This window comes from Porphyromonas crevioricanis, from assembly GCF_900167225.1.
Lineage (GTDB): Bacteria > Bacteroidota > Bacteroidia > Bacteroidales > Porphyromonadaceae > Porphyromonas > Porphyromonas crevioricanis.
This window is the reverse complement of sequence record NZ_FUXH01000021.1, coordinates 1-23,908: the sequence shown is the minus strand read 5'-3', so window position 1 is coordinate 23,908 and position 23,908 is coordinate 1. Positions and strand designations below refer to the sequence as shown.

The following is a 23,908-nucleotide window of genomic DNA, read 5'->3' as shown; positions in this document are numbered from 1 at the left end:
AGCGACCTGAAGGGCGGCAAGTTCAAAAAGCGGTAATCGCCATCAAAAGGTTAATCAGGCTTCCCCAAACGAGATGGAAGCCTGATTTTTTCATCCATAAAGAACAGTACGATGTAAAATGGTTACTGTCTATGTTGCCATTTCTCTTGAAATTCACGAGTCAGTTGCACGATTTCACCTCCGATTATTGCTAATTCAAGTGTCAGTTTCTCCAACTGGGTGAGCATCGCAAGGCTTCCTTCTCCGTGAAATTGCTTTTCAGAGCGACCACAGTCTGGTTGTAATTCACCCCGACGCTGCGAAATTGTCCGTACAAAGTCGTCAGTTTCTGGTAGTAATCAAGCAAGGAACGGTCGACTTTTATCACACGGAAAGTCTCATTAAATACCCTCGCTTTAATAAACAGGGACAAACTTTGTACACCACTTTCCTCTTTCATCGTGAGGAAATGAGCGTATTCCGTCGGTGTGAAATTGACCGAAACACGCTTTTCTGTCTTCTCTTTGGAGCGTGCGCTCCGAATTTTCTTCATTTCCATTTCTTACTTTGGATTTTAGTGTTTCACGACATACCCGGCATTCGAAACATGACATTTTCTCTTCCAAGAAAAAACGACTTTGGAGTTTTTTTCAGTTCTCTGCAAGAGCAAGGGTTTTATGCTGCAAAAACGGGGTCGTGCTGCATAAAACATACCTTGCTATTTGCACGGACGCAAATAAGTCCGTCCCGAAGAACGATATGTTATTCTCTCGAAAAGTATGTTTTCAAAGCCATGAAATACCGACTTATTGCTTGCTGCAAAGTTACTACCTCTTGTCCCCAAAGCCATTAAGAGAGACGAAGCCACAATTAACCAAATCGAAGCCACAAGTACGCACTAAAGAAAATCACGCTGATTACAGCATCACCGAGCCATATATTTGCACTGTCAAATATGTCGGTGTGGGTATGTGTCTTCGATAACATCTCGTTTCGATGAGCGGTGTGGACAGGGGTGTACATCAAAGGACATATCCTTATTTCTCTCATCCGAACGTGGAAATGTGCGAAAGCAGATACAATCGAACGATTGTATTGATGGACACTAATAAACATCTCCACAGAAAGGGTATGAACGAAAGGATGTAGCCCTGCTGGTATAATCCGATTATCGGGCATATCTTCGATAGCGGATGTATTCATCTTTGCAGGTAAATATACCGACAACGAAACGGACAGTGAATTGTATGACAATAAAATTAAGTAAGTATGAAAGAGAATCAAAACGGCAAGGTTGATCCCGTTGCCATCCGAGAACTTATTTCACAGGGTATTCCCATGAAAAGAAAAGAGAATGAGATGATATGCTCTCAATCAGAAGAGCAGGGTGTTGAATCGGAACGTCCAAATGACGAGCCAATGTCAAAGGTTTTTTCAAGAGTTATAAGAAGAGAAAGACGAAAGTCTGACAAAAGTGATTATGAGTCGCTTTTCATCTGTCGCAACACTTTAAAAAACCGCAAGACCATCTATATTGCCAAAGAGTTGCAAGACATGCTGGCGGAGATAGTCATGTCTATGAGAAACAGGGATATGACCATCGGTATCTATGTGGAGAACATCATCCTTCATCATCTTGAAACCTACAAGGATGAAATCAACAGATTGGCAGAGATAAAATTCAAGAAGCTATTGTGAGGCATTTAGCAATGGTTTTTTGTTACTTTTGAGCCGTATCAACTCGCTGTCAAAAGTAACGAACTGTTTTTCATTGGGGGGCTTTGTCCGCCCGAAGCATAAGAAAGAAAAGGAGTGATCGGCAAATCTGCCGACCGCTTTACTTCATCTGTTCTTCTTGAATGATTATTTTTGATTTTATGCGGATTCCAGAGGAGAGGGAGTTGAGTTTCAACTTTTTCTTTTTCCCTGCTTCTCGCATATCCGACATTTTCTTATGCGTTTTTCCGTCAGGTCGGTCGTTTTCGTTTCAGTGGCGTAAAAAGGTAGGGCTTAGGACAAACAAGGTTTTACGGCGAGAATACTACCTGCAATGAAATGGAAGTGTGGAGATTGTCGTCTAAACGGCTTGCCGCCCCGACCTTTTTTGTCCGTAGATGCCCGGAACTACCTTTGCCGCTGACAACGAACAACCGATCCCGACATGATACACGAGCATAAGTGGAGTATGTGCAGGGAGAGAAGCAGGGCGAAAACAAAAAACGCCGTCTTCGGTGACTGCATTTCATCATAAGAATAGAATACACAGAAAACAAAAAGCCGCCCAACGGACGGCTTTACGAAAAAATTAAGAGAGAAAATTCCTTTTTCTCACAATATACCCTTATCTTTGCAACAGGTTATTCGAGTTATGTAAAGCGTTGTATATCATTGCGGAAGATAGGTCGCTCAATCATTACCTATAGCGTTTCATAACTCATTAGGCATTGAATACCAATCGTTTGAACCAAAATGATAAATTTTACGGAGACAGTTTTTCTCTATCCATATTTTGTGTCAACCCATATAATACAAGAACTGCGATTTATCGGGTAAGCCAATAATCATCTTTTTTTTTAGGTTCCCACCTATTTATTAATCATTCGTTGAGATTTCTATGGGAATATTAACAACGGTTTCTATCTTTGTCTTAACGGTATTATAAAAATCTATATTTTCAACAGGGGTATCCAAAGATATAATCAAAGAATACCGCAGCTTATTGTTATATTGTTTCAAATTAGTACGTGTTTTCCACCAACCTCCAATTGGATAAACAGCTATCAAGTTACATACTGCTAATTGAGCAGCTGTGAGGTTTAATTCGTCTGAATGTATTGATCCTTTATTTCTATTGTCCGATCCAATTAACCATCTGGTAGAATCATTCCTTCCACGCTCTTCGTTTTCTTCGGCTTCAATCAATTTATTAATTCTTAATTGAAAAGCCCTTTGATCTTCATCTTCTTTATTTACATCAAAACGCAATCCGCATGACGCATATCTGTATTTATCTTTCCAACCGATTTCTCCAGGAGCTGGTTCAATAAAATATGATAAAGTTACTCGCATTGTAACATTTGTTTCTGCAAGTTGCTCTAAAACCTCACGAGGCCAAGGTAACTCAAAAAAGTGCATTTCATTTATTTTTGGAGAATTATCTCCTCGCTCTTTGATAAAGGGCTGTATTATTTCTTGGGCAACATAGGTTAACCCATTTTCCGTACTATAAAATGCTCTTTCTTCAGATGGTACACCATAACCACAATGGCGCAATCGTCGTTCCATGTCTCCTCTATTTCCATTTCTCACAGGAAATTGTTCTTCCATACAAGAAGTCCATTTTGCAGAATGAACCATTATTCCGCGAATACTTTCTGCCCATAAATGAGGATATCGAGCCTGCAATTTACCTGCAAAATTTGCAGCCAATGCTGTTGCTGCACTTGTTGCATTAATGGTATCAAAATAACCACTTATTTGATAATTTTTATTCGTTGTCATCAATTCTAAATCTTGATGAGAAGAAAATGGAATTTGAGGATCATTGGTTTTATATAAATTTCCTCCCTCAAACATAACTTCAGGCTTAATCAATGCCCCTTTTCCCCATAGTGATGACGTTCGAGAAAAGGGACTAATTCCACCACTTGGTGCAACACGATCATAGTTTCTCAAATTAGGACTATCTATTGCTACTATATTGGTAAAAGCTCCAACGGTTAAACCATTCCAAGCTTGAGCGGGATTCTGTATTGGTCGAAGACTATTTCTGTTTGGATAACCAGCAATAATTTCCTTATCCAAATTATATATATCTCTAATATTACCAGCAGAAACCATAAATAAGCGGCCTGTATTACCATTGTTGTATGCAATCGAATCAACTGCTCCTGACCAAGATGTTGGCTTTCCTTTCTCACTATCTTCTGCCGTTATTGCCATGCAATAGCAAACGGTTTTTCGAGGGAATATAATTTCAGACATTGAAACTGCTTGTTCAGTCAAAAATCCCCATGCTTCTTTGGGATTAGGGTGACCATGCGGATATAATTTAATTGAACCAACTTGGTGGTCAATTTGTATATTCTGGGTGTTGGCAAGGCAATAAGACATATCGCCATAAATGACGGTTCCGCACATTCTTGTACCATGCCCATCCCTATCCGCAATACCCTCTCCAACGACAGAGCCACAATTTCTTTCTGGAATTATAGGTTCCAAAAGAGGATGTCCATTATTAACACCTGAATCTAATACACAAATGACGGAATTTGTATTTGGGTTAAATTGGACTCTATTATGTAAATCTTCCACCCATTCTTGTTGCTCATTTCTATACTCATCAAATAGAAATCCTGTCAATACACGTCCACTTCGCAATTCTGCTAATTGGTCTGAACATCCCAATAATTTAGTCAGAGCATCTATATTTGCATATACTAAAAATACAGTCCTTTCTGGAAATGTTAGAATTGAATCCTCTTTGAAGTGAATGTCGAGACTCTGAAGAGAATCTATAAATCTGTTATGTTGATTTACAATATCTTCTGTTACAGAAGTTCTTATCCAAACCTCATACCAATCATTGTGATCAGTTGGAAAATCTTCATATCTGTCAGTCCATAATGCTTTCAGGAGAGCTACATTAATATTTTCGATACTTCGGAAAAGAGTGTCATTTTTAGGTTTCCCATTACGTAACTCTTCCGTCGCATATTTATGTAGCTTTTCTAAAAGTCTATTTTCCTTTCCATGAGGAATATAGATAGTTGCAAAAGTCTGTTCCTGGTTATCTTCTGTTTTTACCTGTCGAATATTTAACAATCGGATACCAGCTTTTTGATCTTCTAAACTTTTTGATACTAAATCATAAGTGGGAGCACTTGCAAATTCGAGATAAATTCCACTTCTCGCAGGTAAGGAGATTGCTTCCATTTGTTGTTTGACATTTGCATCATCTATTCTGGCAGCATCAAATTTCCTTTGTAAATATTCTGCATGTTCTTGCCGATTGCGCACAGGTATAAAGAGACCGCCACCACCATTACCTCTGGGAGAATATTTAATAGCTTGTTTTATTGTTTCAGGGACAATGATATGCTCGTATTTATTCATGTTTATTATTTTAAGTTATAAGCTGATTTTCTTTCTTGGATTGTCTTTGCAAGCAAATCTGGCGACATTTTAATATCATTTATCAAAGATTCTTTAATTGCATCTAGGCATGCTTGATTTATTTCTGCATGACTTAAAGAATCTAATTCTGGCAAAATCGAATCAATATCTTTTTGTGAAATCTTCCCATATAATCGGTTTTTAAGCAGTTGAACTTTTTCAAGGTCGCTTGGAAGATGATAATGAATTACATCATCAAAACGTCTAAATAATGCCTGATCTAACAATTCCAAATTGTTGGTTGCTGCGATAATTAAACTATCAGAATGGTCTCTTTCGATAAATTGCAAAAAAGAGTTTAATACTCGACGCATCTCGCCCACGTCATTATCCTTGCCTCGTTGTCCTCCTATTGCATCAAACTCATCGAAAAGATAAACGGCAGGAACATCTTCAATATAATCGAATATTTGTCGTAATTTAGCACTTGTTTCTCCCATGTATTTTGTTACTATTTTATCCATCAGTACTACATATATTGGCAAATGCAATTCATTGGCAATTATTGATGCTGTCATAGTTTTTCCTGTACCAGGGTGTCCCGAAAAAAGAATTTTCCGTCTGTTTTCAAGGTTATACCTAAACAATTTATCCTTATAGGTAAATTCGTTAATAATTCTTTCTATTCTATTTTTTATTTGCGGGGCAACGACTAAATCTGTTAAACGTTCCTGTGGATAAATTTCTAAGAATAAACCTTGTAAATTAGAATCCATGTTTTTAAATTTAGGCTTATTAATCCTTGCAGCATCTATAATTTTTCGTATATCATTAGCTAAATTAGTATGCCCCAATTTAGCTTCATGGGCTGCAATTTGTAATGCAACAGTATTAAATTTCTCGCCATTTTCTTCAAAGTGGCTCTTTACGAGCATTTTTAATTGATTCGCTGTTGCCATATTATTGCTTATTTTTAATTTGTTCCATATCATCTTTTGAATATAGTAGTTCATTCACCTCTACATCAAGAATTGAAGCTATTTTGTATAAAGTTTCAAGGTTTGGCTGAGTCCTATTTTGCACATAAGAATTAACCATATTAAAACTCTTTCCTAATTGCTCTGCTAACCATTTCTGTTTAATGCCTTTTTTGTCAAGCACAAGTTTTATCTTATTCATAGATCAAATACTTTACTCAATTTTTCGGTGTAAATATACAAAATAAATCGAGATGTTTATATCTCAATCAGATAATTCTTTTGTGATTTTTAAATCTATTTAAACTCTTCTTTGCTTGCTTAAATATGGGAAGACTAATTTTACTTGTGCCTATCTAACACATTTGAGACTGTTGCACAAAGGCGATCTGCTTCGTTGCTATCGGGACTCGGGCTTGGTCACGTACGTGAGTACGCTCCCTGCGCACTCACCCTCAGCACCTTGCATCTCATCCTTTTTGCAACATCTCCAAATTTGCAAGCAAGTTTGTGAGAATGGCACTTCGTGCAAGATTCTCCATTTATCTTTCATTAAAATCTTAAGAGTTTTTAGTCTTCTTGCCCCTACAAAAACAATCAAAACAAAGTATAGATATTTTAACAACTACTTAAACGTGATATGTTGTTTTTTGCTCAAAGAGAAGATTTATACCAATAAAGATGACAGAATAATGTTGATGAGTTGCCTGCTTCGAGGTTTTGGAAATAACTCTATAAAAATCTTTCTTTAAATATAGACATAAAAAACAGATTACTCTTCGAATGAATGTATCTGCCCCCAATTTCTGTATGTTTCTAACTGTGAAAGAAAAAGGCAAATCTGTTGTCTAAAATTAGGGAGTACTATAAATAATATGATAAAATGTTTCGATAAAGAATGACCTTTGTTTAAGTCAAACAACCACTAAGTTCTATGTCCCAAAAGCAGAATTTAAGGAGTGCTATATGAATATTTTGTCATGATGGATTACTTTTTATAATACCCAAACTATTTTAAACGAAGAAGTTCCCATCTTTTCGCGAAAATATCGCTACCTTTGCAGCAAACAAAGTGGTTCTTTGAAATGGCAAAACAAGGTAGAGAGTATAGAAGTTCGCTGGTTTCCTTATCGTTACCTCCCTATATTGACAAACAATTTAATCTATTGATTATTTGTCGTTTATAAAAATCTCTATGTCGTAAACAGTGAAAAGACATTGCCACTCCCTCCAAAATACATGAGTGGCATCTTTATTATTGAAAACAACCACATGGCTAGGCACACTTTCTCTTCATCCGAACCATAATGTTCTGAAATAAATGTGCAGTGCGGGAAGAAACATTATGCACTCCATTAGTAGAAGAAATACTGAGAAAAACATTATAGTACTGATATGACTATTCCCCAACGATGAACCTTAGACAAAAGGGAATGATATTATCGCTTGTATGTCTGAAACTTGCAACGTTTTGGGGAAGAGATTCCGTTGTAACTGAGAGATTAAGAAGATAAAGCTACATACCATGCTATCATCGGAATAAAATTATAAGTAATAAAGAGCGATACCGATGTAAGAATATCGTGGCAAACTTAGAATTGGATACAAATAGAGAGATTGACACAAAACGTTCTTCATAAGTCAGACTTCCTATCACTATACGAAAAAATATGGGAGAACTCCGAATGAACTGCTACCAGAAAATAAAACAGAAAATAATTGCTCTTTCCCGTGGATCCTATTACCTTTGTGCATATATAAGAATATCACCCACGAAAAAGAAGCAAAGCATTGCAGCAAATCGGTGGAGCAATAGCGGGAGATTAGGTCTTTTGTAGAATATAAACTCAAAGAAATACAGCCACTTATCAATCTTATTCGATTCCTGGTGGCACCACTTTGAAGAAAAGCAAAACGGCGTAAACTCCTGATTTCTAAACGAAGTCGGGAGTTTTTATTTTTCCCACTTACGCAAAATATAGCAGAATATTACCGATTTTGGTGGAGCAAAAACAATCGGAGGGGCCATTAGAGCTCATTGCATGGGCTCTTAAAATACTGTTGAAACAGTCTTTGGGCTGGACTTTGTGGAATGTGCTAAGAGTAGGGCTGGCTTGAATACTAATAGTAAGGGATATACTTGTTGTTATGACCAGCCCAAACTTCAAAAATAACACAGCGAGTGCCGTATTGTGAGCAGTCAACCTGGGGAACTAGGAGGTTAATCAAAGGGGAAGTAATTTTTTTTCCTCCCCAATTACACAGAAGTCTCTCCTATATAAAAAACACCCTTGCTTCAAATTTCAACTGAGGCAAGGGTGTATTTTTATATAGATTTTGTTTGTCCGTGGACTTTATGGCATCTTGGTAGCTTCAATCTTATAGTAGATTTCTCCGTTAACTTCTATCCTATTATCAGGAGTGATAGCCTCCTCCAATTCTTTCCGCTTTTTCAGGAAATAATCTAATAGTTCGTCTAATTCTGCATCGGGGAAAATTTTCTTTTTGCGGAGTTCGCGTACTTTTAGTGATTTAAGCACAGGATGGAATGAAGGCATTGTAAATGCCTGTTGCTGCGCCTGAGACAGGGACAGACTCAGAATATTTCTTTTACTCAACGGATAAATCTTTTCATCTTGGATCCATTTGCAATATGCTTTGATCATCCCCTTACGAACAGCAGAGGTATTAAGGTATATTGGTGGAGTTGTAGGCTTTTCTCCCAATGCTGATTTTTCCTGAGGTGGGGTAGGGCAAGTTTTGCTCTTTCCCTTTTTGAGGGAACTTTTTCCTGTGTATTTGTAATCCACTCTCAAACGGGTTAAATCATTAATGAATCCTCTTAATCGGGAAAGTTCTGTTTCACTCAGTAGCAAAATATAGTTCCCTTTAGATAAGTCAGCAGTAGAGGTCTCCAAAGTCAATGGATAACTTGTCCCTGGTTTCATATGTGCCAAAGGAACAAAATCTTTGGTAGGGACTGAATATTCTTTCGACAATCCATTGAGATCCAGCCAATAAGAGTTTAATCTGGTTCTGCCTTGCCCTGTCTCTTGAAAGGCTTTATTCAGGTGAGCAAGTACATTGTCGTTGTCTTTTTCAATCTCGCGGATCAAAGAGTCAGTTGTGGCAATCAACAAATCCTGAGGTAACTGTTCTTTTTTTCTGGGAAATACAATCCATCCCTGTTGCATGCTTGATTTTGGGAAATCCAGGCTATAAATATTTTCTGTTCGTTCAATAAATTGGTTGAATAAGCGTAGCTGCTCAGAATGGACGAGTATATCTTTTTTATTGAGAGAAAGCTGCTTAGCTGATCGGTCAATCATGTCTTCTACCTGAAGAACGAAATTGTTAAAAGAGTCTCCTGTATCAGAATAAATTTGATAGCCGAGAATTCTACAGTTGTTTTGGACCAAGCTTTCAATGATGGAATGGTCTACCTGTTCTTGTGTATTGCCATTTTCTCCAATCAAAACAATGACATTATTCTCCATTCTATATGGAGCCAACAACTGTGTAGCCTTTCTTAATCCATTCCATGCATCTTCGTTTAGTTTAGGATCCATTTGTCCTTTACTATCTGCATAACCTTCGAATTTTCCTAATACAGAATCAATGTCTGAATTCAATGAAATTTCACTTGGGAATTGTTCATCGTTTCCTGCGAATCCGATCACTGCGCCGACTTTATATGAGTATCCTCTTTTTTGTTTCAATACAGCACTCAAACCTTGTATAGAAGAAACTAACATCTCAAACTTATCATAGACAGGTTTTTGTCCGGCAAAGACAAATACGATATTGATTTGCTTCAAACTTTCTTTCAATCCTTGAACCTGCGTATAGGTTATGGGTTTCCCAGAGAGACTGTAAACAAAGTTTCGGCTGTTGTCAATCATTGGAACAGTCAGAGTCGTCTGAACTGAGGAGACGCTGTCTCCCTGCAGGATGGACGAAACAGCATGCATTCCTGTAAAGGGGAGAGACGAATTTGAGTGTGCCAGCTTCCTAATATCTTCATTCGGGATGTAATGTTCAGCACCGAATTGGTTATAAACAGAATATCTTGATACTGGTACCATGGAGTAATCCATATACAGAATTTCACCGAAAGGCATTAGTAAGGAGGAAGATAACCATCCAGATACCATCGTTGCTGCACTGTCTGGTATAATTCTTTCTTTTCCGATAATGAAACTTTTGGTATCGTCAACAGACCTTTTAGCTAAATAAAGAGGAGTCTGGAAAGGAACTTTGGCAATTGGTGTCAATAACTCCGGCTCTTTGAAAATGATAACGGAATCCGAAGAGAAGTAGCTTTTAGTAGATGCCAATGGTGTTACATCCTTGAACATCGAGATCATCTTTATTGTGCGTCCCGTAGCAATATTTGTTGTTGCGTGAGAAGATAAGATGAGGTTGTCTTGATGGATCCAACCATAATACTCCGCCTGCTTTCTATTTTTTAGTTTCCCGTTCTCCAAAATATCTGGGGAGTATTTGATTAAGCGCAGGAAATCTCCCTTTCTTCCAATTACAAGGAAAGGTTCGAGATAAGAGGCTGTCTTTAATTGTACTTTCCCTCCTGGATTGTAATAAGTCGGATTATTGCTCCTGTCGGAATATACGATCCAAGGACTTCTTTTTTCCACAGAGCGAGATACTGCAATATCTCCGCAGCAATAATTTCTGGTATACTCGTTGGGTGTTCTTTTTATTTTTGTAAATCTATTGACAGGCGTGCACCCCATTAATAGGAGAAAGATCAACCCAAATCCTATCGTTTTTTTATTTATATCATTCATGACGATTACTTTTTGAGTAATGAATTTTGGCGGACAAGTAGTTTTTTTACACAATTAGACTTTTTGTCAGGTTCTACTGCCACTTCGAGTACAGTTGTAGACGAGCGACTTCCAATAATCTTCAACCCATGGCAATATGAGTAGAAATCGTTTTGTCTGACATTATTAATTAGCACAATTACATTAGGATTATTACAGAGATACTTGTCCAGAATATAGTTATAATTGGCATTGAAAGATTCTCCGTCAACAATGTTTTGCAGGCGTACACGGATATCTTCAGCAATTAGAGACAAGACATCTGTAGAATCGCTTTCAGCGTATTCTGGCAGAATTTCAATTTGATGGAGTACTGGATATTCGGTGCTCTCTGATGTCAGATGTACTTGATAAATCCCAGGTTCGCGATATGCATACGTAGGATTTTTTTCTCGAGAATCGACATCTCCACTCTCGCCAAATTCCCAACGCCATTCAGAAGATTCGCCATCGGCCATAAAGGTTATCAACTCATTTTGGATTGCTGTTGTCGGAGCTATAATGCGTACAAGAATCTCTTTCTTAGTTTCGGTCTTTTCTCGCACATTTACGATAAAGCGAGCTTCCTGTTTTCCATCTATTTTCAGACGAACTTGGTAACGCCCCGTTTGGGGAAACAGGTACTCCCCTTTCCTCTCTACAGACATATCTCCATTTCCAAACTCCCACAAGACTTCTCTGGCATTCTGGGTACTATCTGTAAAAAAGATAGGAGAGCCTAATTCTACCTCTGTCGGGGAAACATATGCATGAATTTCCTTGTCTGTAAATTCTAGTCGTAGGAGCCATGCAATAAGTATCCCAGCTGCAAGTGCAGCTAAAACGATGATCATCCATCTAGTAAAGATTTTGTTCATGAATTGTTTTTGTTTAGGTTGTCTTTCTTGTTTTCAGTATTGCTTCTGCAGCGTTCAAGGTCTGCCTTAAACTTCTCAATGTTTTTCTTAATGCTCCAAAGCTGTTCCCTGTCGGACAGGCGAAATTCGTAGAATGTCGCTACATGATCAAATATCTTGTATCGTTCATCCCAATTGTGTTGGATATATACATCTCGTATCTCTCCTAAAAGATAACTGATCTCTCTTTTTTCGTATGAAGCATTCAATCCAGGGTCCATCCGGTTGATTTTTTCTTCGACATTCAAAACCTTATTTATCATCTCCATTTGCTTAATTTCGAAACTCTTGATGCGCTCCATCTGTTCTAGAGCTTGTTTTTTGTTGCTGGATAGATGATAGCTATAATTTGGGAAAAATAATATCAGGCTGGACAATGCGGTCATTGTACAAAATAAAATTAGGACGTAGAAAAAACCAATTGTTTTTTCTCTCTGGTTCATTGTCTTATTCGCTTTCATGTATCTACACTATAATCATTTTTGGCTATAGCTCAATCTTCCAACCGAAAGACGCCGCGTAACATTCCTATTTTCATCATTGCATCGTATCAGGTCATTTTTCGTGATATCTTCGATCCGCCTCATGGTCGATATAGAATCTCTCGTACGCAAAAGAAGATCCATCTTATCAAAAAGATGACGATGAAGGAGGGCATCTTTTTCAGACAACCTCTCAATTAGATCCCCCATAATCAGCTTTTTGGAGGCAATGTTGTTCATAAAATAGTCCGGATTCGCTCCTTGCGATATATCTAATGTCCTATATGTATTGAAGATATCAGTGAAGCCATCAGAAATGGCTATCTGTTCGCTATATATGCGTTCACTATCTCCTGTGCGCATACGTATTTCCGCTATTTCCCGCTCCGATGTTTTCAGAAAAAAATAGATGCAGAAAAGGGTCCCTCCTATCAAAAGAACCATATATTTGGCAAACCTAGCATAGGAAAGAACTACGTTTTTATGATTCAATGCTTTCATATTTTTGCTAAACTTTTATTTTAGTACCGTTGTGAGACCGAGAATAGGTACTTCCTCCTGCCTGTCGGAAAGCAGAAAAGACGTTTCTTCTGAAACACTTTTCATACTCAAAACTAATTCTACATCTGCCGGTAGAAACAGATCTAAAAGACTTATAAACTGTTTATATGCAGGACTTTCAGCAGATAGTAATTCTTTGTGTTTTCGTTGTAAGTTGTTAAGCCTGACATTTACAACTGGGAAACAGTCCGTTATTCCCCCACCCATGAATGTCGTTAATCCCAACCGTGCATCGTCTCCCAACTTCCACTTTGTATCATCGGGAATGAAGATGGTACTACAGGTTTGTTCTATGACTACTTGGCAATCAAGGAAAACGGATAAAATCTGTGATATCTGTTCTGGTGATGTTATGCGGTGGCTTTGGGATAAAAAATTCAGAATGAATAAAGCTTTATGCAAAGGCATAGTTTGAAGGATCTTCCAATCGGCTGTCAATAAATGAATAAACTCCGAATGTTTTTCCCGTTTTTCCAATCGTCTCTCGTAGAGTTGAGCGGAAACCAGCATGCGATCTATAGAAATCTCGAAGGGCTTAAAGAAATAACGAGCATTGAATTCTTCTTGCTTATTTTGCTTTATCGATTCCAAAACACTCATTTTTCCTCTTTTATTCTCTGATGTAGTTCCCTGATGAAATAATCCCTCGGGTAAGGATTCGTATAAATCTCTCTTGTGAATATGAATATTTAGAAATTCTGAAAAGGTGTGTTCTGAATTTTCCCACGAAATTTGGTCAATCTCTTTTGCCTTTCCACGCAGAGCTTTTCCTTTTCGAAGGATTCGGAGAGTATCCATCGAAATACCACTTTCTACAAGACCAGAGGCAACGAGCTCTGCCTTGAAGTCAGTATAAAGGGTATTGTTTGTGGAATAAAATCCGCTACTTGGAGGAAAGGTTCTATTTTTTCTCATCGATATATTTTGATTGCCTTTAGTCAACCAAGGTCCAACGGTTAGAATCAGATGTAGTATCCTGTATCTGTCTTTCAGAGATTACAATGCTCTCTCTATGTTGACCGATGAATTCGAGCCGGCTGAGAGAGGTGAACAACTCTTCCAACATATGTAGCATGCCTTGTACGGCAACTAAGGACAGGTTAATTCTATTGTGATCATATGATTTATTTACCACTTCATCCAACAATTGTTCAAATGTTGATGGAGAGATTCCATTCCATTCGTGGAAATACTTCAACATTGTTTCTTTTTCTTTTATTGACAAAAAACAGAGGCTTGTCAATATAGTGCTGGCGAAAGATGTCAACGTTTTGACGATTTCGTATGGGGTGAGCATATGAGCCTTATTTCTCCACTCGAAATAAATCGTGGATAAGGCGTGGGAAAAATCTTTGCACAGTAGAAGTACGTTCTCGGCAATTGGGGTTCGGTCAGGTTGTGCAACTGTCTTCTCTACAATTTTCTTTACAGCATTATCTAGTATTGATATTTCTCGTGTGAAATCTGCCATATACTCATGCAGTCTGCTATGGGAAGCCATTGACACGGAGGGTGGAATATAATTCCCATCCAATGTATATACACCATCTTGTTTGCGAAGTAATCCAATGACAATGCTGTAGGGATAATTTTCCACTACACTCTTTCTGTTATTACGGGGCAGAAGAGTCAAGCGGTATGTCGGTTCAACATGTGGGTAGCGAGATGGCGTTTCATTGATGTCAGGGATACCACATGGATTTCTGTCAAAAGGCACAACATTCAGTAAAATATCCCACCCCTCTTCTGGAATTTCTCCTTCATTCTCACAAGGACAACTAATCTCACTCTCCGAATCTTCTAAAAGAATTAGGTATCCCCCAGGCGTAATACCCTTGTAAGATTTCAGGATGACAGATCTCTGTTCTCCATGCCCTGCAAGAGCAATGTCAACAGAACTACCGCCATCTGGTGCTGGAAGAAGTCCATAATGGAAAGGGGCTCTGAAAGTATTTGCATTTTGGAGGATACACTCCAGAAGATAATTTTCCGTTGCGATAAAATGATCAGGAGAGACACTCATCCCCAATTTCCAATTAATGGGGTGATATATTTTCTTTTCTTTCATATTCGGAGGAACTTACTTTTAGTATTCATTTTTCCGCACTCGCTTAGAGACAATCAAGTATTTCTCAATAACTTTATTTTCAAAAAATGATATTTCTGGGTCAATATATTTCCGAGGCCTAAAGAAAGATGGTTTCACATAGAAAATCCATCCGTAAGGATCGTCCATATTATAATATTCAATAGGATCCGTGAATTTCTTTTGATTGTAATCAGATACAATCAGCTCGAACCAATCCCCAAAAATCATGTCCTGCTTGGCTTTAGCCTTTAGACGGATTGGCTTTCGATCAGCTGGATTTTTGTAGATCTCTATCTCGTACACAAGCAGCTCTTCTGTATCGATTGGAGCCGATAGGTGCATCATGTTATTGGGCGTGTATACTCGCATCTTGTATATCTCGATGGGAATATTTAGATAAGAGCTAAATGCCTGAGAAAAAAGAGGGGTGATGGCAAATGTCGTAATACAAGTTCCAGCCCAAACGCCGTAATGAAAATCGTTGGAAAAATTGAATAGAACAGAGAACAAGGCTAATCCAATGATAATCTGCGTGCTGATGAAGAGAAAAGAGAATCCAAAAGGGCGTCCGTTGAGAGGCTTGATATACTTCAATAGCAGGCGACTATTCACATACCCCAAAGGCAAATAAACTCCCTGAAGAAGGAGGTAACCATAAGGCATAAAATTAACATGAAGGAAGCCTAGCAGCCCAGGTGTTGCTATAAGCACACTTGATAGAAGAATGTAGAAGATAGCTTTTTTATCTCCTAGTAGTTTATTCTTTTGAGCGACTAACAAAACGACAAGCCCCAATATAAATGCTATGATTGGAGCAAGAAGATAGGTTGAGAATATTTTTATAATGGTGGGATTCATACTCTTTTAATCAACAAAAACCCTGTAGTTAAATGTCATTGGAGAGAGAGAGAGAAGTTTGCGATGGATATCATCTGCAATTTGTTGCTTCAGTTGAGTTTCCAAATTCTTATCCAGAGGGATGAGGTGGACATCGATTGTACGGATTAATCCCTCTGTGGGAGAATTCCCCAAAGCGATACCTTTTTCTATATTGACTCCAGAGATTATATCTGATAACTCTGATAGGCAAAAGCTTTTTATATCATTGTTTGTTACAATCTGATTCCGACTACCTAGAATATGTTTGAACCGCGCTATTCTTTCGCGTTCAGATGGTTCAGATGCTCCTCCTACAGTTGGAGTCACAAAAACTGCTCCCGAAACTTCCCCAAAAAGAGGCTCCTCGGGTTGTAATTGTATCCCGGCCCTGATACCATTAGCTAAGTTTCCCAATGTAGCCCAATACCGTACATAGAAATTACCGAGGATTTGTGGGGAGTCTAAAAAGAGATAGAACGGAATCCCTGATTCTGAAGAAATGCTCTTTGATTCTCTGCTTATCCTTGTTATTAGACGTTCGATGATGTAAGTGCTATCTGTATTATTTCCCAACTTGGACGAAGAGAATACACCCATTTCGTCTTCCAGTAGATTCTGAAGACGCTGCAAAAAATCTTTCGCATTTCGACGGTCAAAAGATTCACAGCCACCTTGCCGCAGGGTATATGTACAACTGTCTGTATTGCTTTTATATCCGTTTGCGGGGGTGTAAAGCCTGTTCTCTTCGTCAGATACATCTATGATGGATAAAAAAAGTTCATTGGGTTTGCCGGAGAGGGGTATTATGCCAAAATTTTTCTCAACTCTCGATACTATGTTGTATAGTTCTTTGTTGGCGACAGGAACAGTATTGATCATTATGAGGATGTCTTCCAATACTGTTGGAGTAAAATAAGGGGGAAACTCCACCTTGATCCATACTAAGTCAGTATTACAAATGTCCAAATATTTCATTTTTTCTTCCTCTGCCATGCGGAAGAGTACTTCTTCAGGGAGTACATGTAAATCCTCTTCTGTAATAATTAAATCATCCTGAATCGTTTGATAACCGGCTCTATAATATTCGAGGATTTGAAAGTTGATACGTGTATCGTACTCTTGTTTATCGAAAAAAGAGTTTAAAGAGTCTCCTGTTGAAGAGCTTTCTGAATACAAACCGGATTTTACTTTCATCTGGCTGTTTTCTAATGTCCATTTGCTTTGAGGGAGTAAGTGCAAATAGTCGTTTCTCTTATCAATATTCGGGAAATCAATATAGAAGGATAGGTGAAGTAAATTTTTTGGTCTAGTATCAAACTCTAATCCGATCCAAACCTTATTGTAGTTTTCCGGCGTTTGATCTGAGCGAAGTACGAGTTTCTTATTCATATCCGGGAGAATTTCGTAAACATCGCTTCCTACGATCAATGTCCTTATAGCACCTTTGTGTAATGGAGTTCTGCAAACAGGACGAAATGTGTAGCGCGTATTTTCCTTTCTACCTGGAAAGGGTGAAATAGCATAAAATCCGGTTGATGGGTCAGTGGCAAGAGATTCCGCGAGAGGCTGTATACAAGCAATTGCATGAGCTGGTCTGGCTCGAGCAACCGATTCTGGTAATAATACTTCACTTAGTCGTTGCATAGCACGAACCTCAATGTCTGCAATTTCATCAGAAAGGATATGCAATTGGGCAGACATAGCCTCTATCAGGAGACGGATAAATGGGTCCAGATTTTCTATCTTCCTTATTCCCCAAAAATCAAGAGCCGTACGAATCATCCGGTCTTTGATTTCTTCTTTACTTTCTCTATTATTAACTCTCATCTGTTGGCAAAAATACGTTATTCCTTTGACAAAGGGCCTAAATACAATCTATGGCGAAATCGACAAGGATCACCGTTAGACACCAGAGTGGCTGTGGTGTATATATCTACCCTCTTGCGGATATTTACATTGTCTGATAAAGCTTTGTGTAAGACATCTGTGATCTCAACACGGAAACTGCAGTTGGAAAGTCGTTTCTCATATGTGCCGATGGACTCTGATAAATATTCCATGAACTGGGTTTGCCATTTGTCTAATGACATGATTCGCTCAAAATCCATTTCCCAAATTGCCGTGCCATATCTTCGATCGAAGATATGTTCTCCTGGGCAAGTCATGATTAACAGACCGATGTGCTGATCAATAGATTCCATTTCCGAAACCTTTCTTGCATCACCTCTTTTTTCGTCCAGGAGCGCTCCAAAATCAATGGGGAGTTTATAATATCCGTTTGCCATATCTTACGCTGTATTCAAAATATCTGTTTATGTTTATACAAAGATTTTGTGTCTATAGCATACTTTTTATTCTTTCGATAGATATGGATCCATACTGAAAACATGTACACTTATAAAATCAGTATTTCTCAACAGTATATCACTTTGTTTCGTACACATATCGTGTAAGAGTTCTATATTCTCTCTTAATGGAAAAGATTTATTACTCATAGCATAATGACGCTGATGTGAAAAGCATTTGTTAACCCCTTTTTTATCCAACCAAAATCGATCGAAAGAGCTGAGGGTATCAAAAACGAAATAAACAATCCCAATATTTAATCCTGTGGGCCCTTCGAATGTAGCAACAATATCCATTAAAAGTCAATTCCTGAGGTTATAGTCTCTTCTCATCCTCCTTTTCTGTGCCGGAACTCCCTCTTGGACAGAAAACAAGGTGCTTGTCTGTTCTTTGTGTACCATTCTGAAGGATTGGTATCGAGTGTACTCTTATATCTGACTAGTTCTCCCTTTCGGTAACTGCAATAGAACCCAAGGCCATTTGTTTTTTCTGTCATTCCGAACCAATCCACACCCATGTCCTGTTTTTGTACGAAGTGGAAGTCATTGGTTGCAGTTGGTGTCTGTAAGGAGATCTGCCTGAAGTTTAAATCTGCCAATTCTCTCAATACATCGGGAGAGAAATATGCTGGCATATCCTGTAGTTTACATTGGAAACTATGCTTCTGCTGTAAATTTTTGTCGGCTATTCGTATATCAAGCATAAGATTTATTCCGTTGTCGTGGATCGAAATATCCACTGAGCCTTTTTCTACATTGGATAATCTTATCAGCTTTCCGTTGCCCATATTTACGAAAGAGTGCCCATTACTCTACTTGTCTACTAACGAAGACATGAGGTCATCGGGGCTTACTTCAAGACTACGTACTACCACTTTCACTTCATTAATCAATCCAACTGTTCTCAAATGTGAATTCATTAAGACGAACAGATCTCGGAGAAATAATTATGGAGGTCCTTGTTCCTTGGTTTGTAACCATTTCCTGTTGTATACTTATGCAATAAGCCTCTTTGAAGCTGATACGTAAAGGAGGTGTCCCCGTGTCATTTCGGAAGAGGACTTCCCCGTCTTTGCGCATCCATTGATTCGAAGCCCAAAGAAGTAATGCATCATCAGGTATCTGCGAAAGTCCTATCAAAAGCTTTCCTCCAAGTACCTCGGTCTGTGGTTCTCCTTTACCATCTGTTAGCTGTGTGAACGAAATACTGAATTGGTGTACATCGTACTCTTTACCCATAAATGATAGAACTGCATTTATGTTGCCATCGGGTTGTTGTAAGAAATTCTGATTCATAATCATAGAGAGGGGAGAGGATTAGATGTTTTTCCAATCATTCTCGATAATGATACTATTGATGATTAATTTCTTGGCATACAGTATAATGCGAGTAGAGGTATATGTGCCTCCAACCTCGGAATAGTTAATATCCATTCCAATGCAAGCTGCTGTAGTAAAGGATATCTTTTGAAGAGGAGTATCGTTCATATCATACAGAACAATGGTCCCATCTTTATATTTTCTGGGATTCAGCATCCAATCGATAATCTCATTGGGGGGAAGGTTGGCGAAAACCAGCTGCAATGTGCCACTTCGGACCTTTCCTTGAACCTTTCCATGTACATCAACGGCTTGGTCAAATGAATAACTGAATTTCTCCAGTTCCATCCCCTCCATGAGCAATCCTTTTATACTTGCATCGTTCAGAGAGCCGATGCGAAGAAAACTTCTATGTCCAAACATAATCTATGCTGTTTTGAGGGAAATGGTTTCCCATACTAATTCTTGTTTTTCAGATAGCGCGCCATGTAGCATATCACCTGGGTTGAGTTTACCCGACAAGATCATACGAGAGATAGGGCGTCTCAAGTAGTTGCGAATTACACCCGACACTTGTCGTGCTCCGTATTTGGGAGTAAAGCCTTTAAATGCCAGCATCTGTTTTGCTTCGTCCGAGAGTTCAATATCCATATTTTGCTGTTTAAGTAACTTTCGGAACCCATTGAATTGTATTTCAAAGATTTGCATGAGAATAGTCTCTCCGATCGGGGCAAAAGGAACAATTTCAGATAATCGTGCGAGAAATTCTGGACGAAAATAACTGCTCATTATTTCCATCATTTGGAGAGTTGTGGGTTGTCTTCCTTCTGACAACTCCTGAGCAATCCATTCGCTGCCAACGTTGGACGTAAAAATAATAATAGCATTGGAGAAGTCTCCCTCTTTACCTAAACGGTCATGCAATTTTCCTTCATCCATAATCTGAAGGAATGTATCATAAACCGATGGATGGGCTTTCTCTATTTCATCAAAAAGGACGACGGCATAAGGCTGCTGGCGGATTTTGTTCACCAATAGTCCTCCTTCCTCGTAACCAACATATCCCGGAGGAGCTCCATAGAGTAGGGCTGCCGAATGTTCCTCTTTAAATTCAGACATGTCAAACCGAATCATCGCCTTTTCATCGTTGAATAGAGCTTCCGCCAGAGCCTTGGTCAGTTCAGTCTTTCCAGTACCAGTAGGACCAAGTAGAAAAAAAGACCCAATAGGCTGTCCTGGTTTGTTCATCCCACTACGAGATTCCAAAATGGCATCCGTCAAAGATTTTAGTGCATGATCTTGCCCTACAACCCTTTTTCGGAGAAGATCCTCCATATTCAGCAAACGTTCTTTTTCTCCAGCCTGTATCTTGCCGATAGGGATGCCTGTTTTGCTTGCTACAACTGCAGCGACATGGTCGCCGGTAACACATTCTATTTTTTCTTTTGCAAATGATCCTAACTCTTCTGCCAGTAGAAATAAACAGTCAAACATTTGGGCTGAATCTGCCGATTGTTCCACATTGTCTGCACAATTCAGGGTACATCGTATGACAGGACTGATGCGACTTGTGGTTTCTTGCCACAAGTGGTGCAATTTGTTTGATAAATCCTCTTCAGACATACCTATCCTGTGCGTTTCGAGTTCATTCAATTCTTGTGTCAATCTTAATAAATCAGATTCTACAGTCTCATTGACCATTTTTACGGCAGACATGGTCCGGTCAAGTAAGTCGATAGCAGAGTCAGGAAGACGGCGGTCTTTAACATAGCGTTTGGCCATACGCACACATTCCGAAAGAGCTATTTCATTGACATCTAGTTTATGGTATTCACGATATTTTTTTAGTAACAGCTTGACCATTACCACGGTATTATCAATGGATGGCTCTGTAAGTTGTAATACCTCAAATCGGCGGTTAAAAGCATGATCAGGTTCAATTTGTTTGCGATATTCGTCAGTTGTAGTTGCACCAATGACCGTTAAATCTCCTTTGGAAAGTTCTGGTTTTAAGATGTTGGCTGCCCCACTATTTCCTTGCTTGACATCAAGTAGGATGTGGATTTCATCAATAAAAAGTATAACACGGTCTAATTGCCTAAGCTCTTTGATGATATTTTTGAGGCGGTCTTCAATTTCTCCCTTATAGGTGGCTCCTGCAATCAGAGCTCCACAATCCAACTCCCAAATATCTGTTTCGAGCAAGAAAGAGGGCACATTCCCTTCCACAATGCCACACGCCAAGCCTTCTACCATTGCTGTTTTTCCTACACCAGAATCACCGATTATCATCACATTCGGTTTTCCCTTTCTACCAAGAATTTCCGTCATGTGCCGCATCTCCTTGTCTCTGCAAACTACGGGATGTACCTTGCCTTCTCGAGCTTCAGCTGTTTTGTTGACACAGTATTTTGTTAAATGTGTCAAAGGAACAGTTGAAGATTCAACAAAAGGTGCCATGGCTTGAGAAACCTGTTGGGGAATGGTACCTCCCTGAAGGAAGACATCTAAAATATCCTTTTCTCGAATGGGAAATGATTTCAATTGGTCAGCAGAAAATGCTACTTCGGGTTTGGCTATGGCACAAAGCACACAAATCGGATTGATTTGTAGGAGGCCAAGCTTTAACCGTACGTTGTCGGCTTCCTCAAACAATACGGGAATCCGTCCATCTGGTTCAATTTCAGTTACACCGGATAGCTTTTCACTCATTTCTATATGTACCTCAGCCCATTCATCAAGATAAAGAGGATCTTTCCCAATGGATTCAATGAATGAAGCCAGACCAACCTCCTTGTGTAGCAAGGCTTTTAGAAGATGTGCCGGAGTATAGGTCGCATTACCATACTCCCTGACCAAGGATTTTGCTATCCTTATGCCTGTTTGAACTGATTCGTCTAAATTCAGAAAGTCCATGGTCGGTTCTCGTATTCTGTTGTTTGACTACCACAACGCTAAATCCTCAGTTGTTCTTTTTGAGGAATCGTTCATGCCAAAGATACGCGAAATTGGCATATTACCATGAATGAAAGATTTAAATATGCAGTCTGTAGACTCCATAAATAAATGCAACACTAGGGTAAGTTTTGCAAGAAGCATTCGAAAGACGTTCTATAATCGAGTCCCTTCCTTTACCTATGGTTCAGTATGTCCTCTATTGGGTGAATCTGTTTACGTGTTAAGCCTTTGGAGGAAGAACCTTTAGGGACATATCATCGAATGAGGGCGTTTAGATGTTCGATGTGTGGTTTGTCAACAGAAGTATATGATCCTTCCGAAAATCTTCCCCAGAGAAAAGTACCAATTATTGGCCTCAATAGCTATATATGTGGATATAGAGAAGCTGTTTTCCTCAACTATTAGATCTTCATTTTGTTTAAATGCGAATGAATAGATATAATTATAGTGGTACCAAGAAGAAAGAAAATCGAGAGCCAATCCAATCCCCGCTATAGAATTTTCTCCATTAATAAATTTGTTAATATCACAGATTGGCTCTGTGTAAAAATAATTTTTCTTGCCTAGCTGATGCTCTTTTTTTGAGAGTGTATACTCTACTAATAATTTAATAGTCTTCATTTTTTGATGTTTTTACCATTTTCTGACTTGCGGTTCCCCTCGTAATGTCCCATTCTGATCCACATATATATCTATTTTTTCCGTCTTTACTTCTACACCTTTAAGTTCTGCTTCTTCTTGCATTCTTATGGCCTCTTTTGCTTGCTCAGAACTTCTTCCATCAGTGTAACCGTCATCTCTTTTTGCAGCTCTATTTAATCTGTCATTGGTATAATGCTCACCTCCCATCTGTCTCTGATCCTTACTTAGCGGTATTTCCTTTGTTTTACCACCATTCCAGAGCTTATCTTGTTGGGTCGTTTTGACTTCTGCCTTTACCATATCTCCCGTTTGGGAGTTTCTGGCTACAATATCTACACCATTGCCAGATTTATTTTGTACCGCATAAAACTCATCATACCCTAAAGAACGATAATAATCCTTTGCAATAGTTTCGCCAAAGTCTCCTAATTTTTCACCCTCACGTAAGCGATATTTTTTATAGTCGAAAAGAAATTCGTCTATGTTTTTCACTGGAGGTTCCAATTTCGGCACCATTGCTTTGTCCAAAGCTTTGGCTGCATCTGCTGCATCATCCAATTTGTCGGCAGCCTTGGCTATATCTGCAGCATCATCAATCCTATCCAATGTCTTGGCAGTATCCAATACATCATCGACCCGATTGGCAACCTTGGCAACATCCATCACCTTATCGGCAGCTTTTACGGCTGTGAGCGCTGCGGCTCCTCCTGCGGTGGCAACCTCCGTTCCCACTTCGAACAGCACCTGCCCGGCAAAATCACCCCATTCCTCCGCACTCATATTGGCAGCCTTGTCGGCAAGGGTTTCCAACATGGCTC

At 38.9% G+C, this 23,908-nt stretch carries 20 protein-coding genes and 1 pseudogene; 2 read left to right on the top strand and 19 right to left on the bottom strand.

What is annotated here, in order from left to right; genetic code table 11:
- Positions 1-194: hypothetical protein (locus B5D48_RS09280; RefSeq protein WP_234985413.1), on the top strand; the 194-nt coding region annotated here is incomplete at its 5' end.
- On the opposite strand, the pseudogene B5D48_RS08670 reads toward B5D48_RS09280, so the two are convergent.
- Together B5D48_RS08670 and B5D48_RS08665 are read right to left on the bottom strand one after the other, a co-directional pair.
- Positions 195-532 (bottom strand): annotated as a pseudogene (locus tag B5D48_RS08670) (plasmid mobilization protein); the annotation flags it as partial. It lies immediately after the preceding gene.
- A 317-nt stretch (positions 533-849) separates the two neighbouring features.
- Positions 850-1,182, bottom strand: coding sequence for a hypothetical protein (locus B5D48_RS08665; RefSeq protein ID WP_078801727.1), 333 nt, complete (start codon positions 1,180-1,182; stop codon positions 850-852).
- 66 nt (positions 1,183-1,248) lie between these two features.
- Here B5D48_RS08665 and B5D48_RS08660 point away from each other — a divergent pair, with 66 nt between their 5' ends.
- Positions 1,249-1,677 carry a DUF3408 domain-containing protein gene (locus tag B5D48_RS08660; protein ID WP_023938934.1) on the top strand — a complete coding sequence of 143 codons (429 nt, stop codon included), beginning with the start codon at positions 1,249-1,251 and terminating at the stop codon, positions 1,675-1,677.
- An 894-nt stretch (positions 1,678-2,571) separates the two neighbouring features.
- Here the strand turns inward: B5D48_RS08660 and B5D48_RS08645 are convergent.
- The 17 genes from B5D48_RS08645 to B5D48_RS09135 form a co-directional block, all read right to left on the bottom strand.
- Complete coding sequence (locus B5D48_RS08645; protein ID WP_023938936.1) at positions 2,572-5,094, bottom strand: S8 family peptidase; 2,523 nt, start codon at positions 5,092-5,094, stop codon at positions 2,572-2,574.
- A 5-nt stretch (positions 5,095-5,099) separates the two neighbouring features.
- Positions 5,100-6,053 carry an AAA family ATPase gene (locus B5D48_RS08640; protein WP_023938937.1) on the bottom strand — a complete coding sequence of 318 codons (954 nt, stop codon included), beginning with the start codon at positions 6,051-6,053 and terminating at the stop codon, positions 5,100-5,102.
- A gap of 1 nt (position 6,054) precedes the next feature.
- A complete protein-coding gene (locus B5D48_RS08635; RefSeq protein ID WP_023938938.1) occupies positions 6,055-6,273 on the bottom strand; it encodes a helix-turn-helix domain-containing protein in 219 nt (72 codons plus the stop codon).
- Between the two features lie 2,152 nt (positions 6,274-8,425).
- Positions 8,426-10,879, bottom strand: a complete 2,454-nt coding sequence (gene tssR, locus B5D48_RS08620) for a type VI secretion system protein TssR domain-containing protein (RefSeq protein ID WP_023938944.1) — start codon at positions 10,877-10,879, stop codon at positions 8,426-8,428.
- 5 nt (positions 10,880-10,884) lie between these two features.
- The gene (locus B5D48_RS08615; RefSeq protein ID WP_023938946.1) at positions 10,885-11,775 is read right to left on the bottom strand and encodes a PKD domain-containing protein; all 891 of its coding nucleotides are present in this window, start codon (positions 11,773-11,775) and stop codon (positions 10,885-10,887) included.
- Positions 11,772-12,257, bottom strand: coding sequence for a type VI secretion system transmembrane protein TssO (locus B5D48_RS08610; protein WP_023938947.1), 486 nt, complete (start codon positions 12,255-12,257; stop codon positions 11,772-11,774). The genes B5D48_RS08615 and B5D48_RS08610 overlap by 4 nt, the downstream gene beginning before the upstream one ends.
- A gap of 33 nt (positions 12,258-12,290) precedes the next feature.
- Positions 12,291-12,797 (bottom strand): hypothetical protein, encoded by a 507-nt coding sequence (locus tag B5D48_RS08605; RefSeq protein ID WP_023938949.1) that lies wholly within the window; start codon positions 12,795-12,797, stop codon positions 12,291-12,293.
- 15 nt (positions 12,798-12,812) lie between these two features.
- A complete protein-coding gene (locus B5D48_RS08600) occupies positions 12,813-13,772 on the bottom strand; it encodes a type VI secretion system baseplate subunit TssG (RefSeq protein WP_023938951.1) in 960 nt (319 codons plus the stop codon).
- A gap of 19 nt (positions 13,773-13,791) precedes the next feature.
- Complete coding sequence (locus tag B5D48_RS08595; protein WP_023938953.1) at positions 13,792-14,925, bottom strand: hypothetical protein; 1,134 nt, start codon at positions 14,923-14,925, stop codon at positions 13,792-13,794.
- Between the two features lie 18 nt (positions 14,926-14,943).
- Positions 14,944-15,804 carry a TssN family type VI secretion system protein gene (locus B5D48_RS08590; RefSeq protein WP_036889305.1) on the bottom strand — a complete coding sequence of 287 codons (861 nt, stop codon included), beginning with the start codon at positions 15,802-15,804 and terminating at the stop codon, positions 14,944-14,946.
- Between the two features lie 6 nt (positions 15,805-15,810).
- On the bottom strand, positions 15,811-17,526 hold the full coding sequence (locus B5D48_RS08585) for a hypothetical protein (RefSeq protein ID WP_234985420.1): 1,716 nt from the start codon (positions 17,524-17,526) through the stop codon (positions 15,811-15,813).
- A 143-nt stretch (positions 17,527-17,669) separates the two neighbouring features.
- The gene (locus tag B5D48_RS08580; RefSeq protein ID WP_023938956.1) at positions 17,670-18,110 is read right to left on the bottom strand and encodes a GPW/gp25 family protein; all 441 of its coding nucleotides are present in this window, start codon (positions 18,108-18,110) and stop codon (positions 17,670-17,672) included.
- Between the two features lie 389 nt (positions 18,111-18,499).
- Positions 18,500-18,958 carry a hypothetical protein gene (locus B5D48_RS08570; protein ID WP_036887802.1) on the bottom strand — a complete coding sequence of 153 codons (459 nt, stop codon included), beginning with the start codon at positions 18,956-18,958 and terminating at the stop codon, positions 18,500-18,502.
- Positions 18,959-19,055: 97 nt separating this feature from the next.
- Entirely contained in the window at positions 19,056-19,466 is a 411-nt protein-coding gene (gene tssD, locus B5D48_RS08565) for a type VI secretion system tube protein TssD (protein WP_036887898.1), read from the bottom strand.
- A gap of 21 nt (positions 19,467-19,487) precedes the next feature.
- Positions 19,488-19,913, bottom strand: a complete 426-nt coding sequence (gene tssD / locus B5D48_RS08560) for a type VI secretion system tube protein TssD (protein WP_023938959.1) — start codon at positions 19,911-19,913, stop codon at positions 19,488-19,490.
- A 3-nt stretch (positions 19,914-19,916) separates the two neighbouring features.
- The gene (locus B5D48_RS08555) at positions 19,917-22,406 is read right to left on the bottom strand and encodes an ATP-dependent Clp protease ATP-binding subunit (protein WP_023938961.1); all 2,490 of its coding nucleotides are present in this window, start codon (positions 22,404-22,406) and stop codon (positions 19,917-19,919) included.
- Between the two features lie 675 nt (positions 22,407-23,081).
- A partial coding sequence (locus B5D48_RS09135; RefSeq protein ID WP_200805334.1) for a hypothetical protein occupies positions 23,082-23,908 on the bottom strand: 827 nt, incomplete at its 5' end.